The following is a 1,415-nucleotide window of genomic DNA, read 5'->3' on the forward strand; positions in this document are numbered from 1 at the left end:
GAATAGAATATTATTATATTCGTTTATATTCTTTTTTATATTATTCTTTATTACAATCTTCTTTTTTAATCAAATTCTTAAAAGTTTGATGCAATCCTGTACTTGTCAAACCACTAAACATACCCGCAAGTGCAATATTAGCATCTATCCCTTTATTAATCAATATATTTACTACAAGTCCCAATACCATCATTATTAAAGGTATATATTTATTTGGTATAAAATCTAAACTAGATTTTATCACATATCCAACACAAAGACATATGCCAATTATAACTGGCTGTGCATAATTCAACAAAAATTCTAAATCCATCATCTTCCCTCCTTGCATAAAGGTAGACATATTAAAAATATATCTTTTATGTAAAATATTCTAGAATAGCACAAAAAGTGCAGAAATATTAAATATATCTAGTTTAAATTAATATTAGATGTTTTATTATACAAAATATCTAATATTTTACATAAAAAGAATGAAACTCAAATTCTTGCAAATAATAATAAAAAAATAAGTGGAGGTACATATAATGACATTAAATTGTTCAGCTGACAATTGCATTTATAATAATTCAGGAATATGCTATGCAGGAAATATTCAAATACAAGGTGATACTGCTTCAACTACAACTGGAACAACATGCGCTACTTTTAACTCAAACAAAAATGATTTGATGAACTGCACAAGTAATTCATTCACTACATCTACAGATATAGACTGTATGGCTAAGAAATGTAAATATAATAGTGCAGGAACTTGTACAGCTTCTAGCGTTCAAATTAACTATAGTAATGCAAATTGTGATACATTCATATCTTATTAATACTTACAATATTAATAAGCAAAAAACATCAGGTAGATTATTTATCTATCTGATGTTTTTCTACTTATTATGGTATTATAACAGTCTTACGAGTGTAGATAATTCATGTAAGTAAGTGATATTAACAACTTTAAAAATGTAAAAAAGTATATTTTGAGCAAGGTCGTTGCCTAAAATTTCATAAGGCTCACACAGTGATTTAAAGCGATAATTTATTAAAATCTATTATAAAAATAGATATATTTTTTTCGTATGGAAGATAATACCTTACTTTATCCCCTTTGACTACTTTATTCTTAATATGATTGTAAATAGATTCATACTCCTTATCCTCATCATAAGACTTTGCATATCTTGCTATATCCTCATCATCGGTAAATGTTTGTCCAAACTCCATGCTAAGTGGTATCATTTCATAATTGATTTTCTTTTCATCCAATAGCTTCTTTAAATTTTTTGAACTATGTTGATTAATTACCTCCATTTTTTTCTTTGATACCGGAATGTGCGTTGTAGTTTTATCATTTACAACTGCAATTAATTTATCACAAGATTTTGAGAAATATTTCAAGTCTTCATAAGCAAAAAATGAAA

General features: G+C 26.2%; 3 protein-coding genes. 1 reads left to right on the forward strand and 2 read right to left on the reverse strand.

Annotated features, from left to right (window positions below; translation table 11 throughout):
* Positions 1-40 precede the first annotated feature (40 nt).
* A complete protein-coding gene (locus NSA58_RS20205; RefSeq protein WP_039677854.1) occupies positions 41-313 on the reverse strand; it encodes a phage holin family protein in 273 nt (90 codons plus the stop codon).
* A 214-nt stretch (positions 314-527) separates the two neighbouring features.
* Between NSA58_RS20205 and NSA58_RS20210 the strand changes: the two genes are divergently transcribed.
* Entirely contained in the window at positions 528-821 is a 294-nt protein-coding gene (locus NSA58_RS20210) for a DUF1540 domain-containing protein (RefSeq protein WP_039677855.1), read from the forward strand.
* Positions 822-1,020: 199 nt separating this feature from the next.
* Here NSA58_RS20210 and NSA58_RS20215 read toward each other — a convergent pair.
* A partial coding sequence (locus NSA58_RS20215) for a hypothetical protein (protein ID WP_257560937.1) occupies positions 1,021-1,415 on the reverse strand: 395 nt, incomplete at its 5' end.

The organism is Terrisporobacter muris (assembly GCF_024621905.1).
Lineage (GTDB): Bacteria > Bacillota > Clostridia > Peptostreptococcales > Peptostreptococcaceae > Terrisporobacter > Terrisporobacter muris.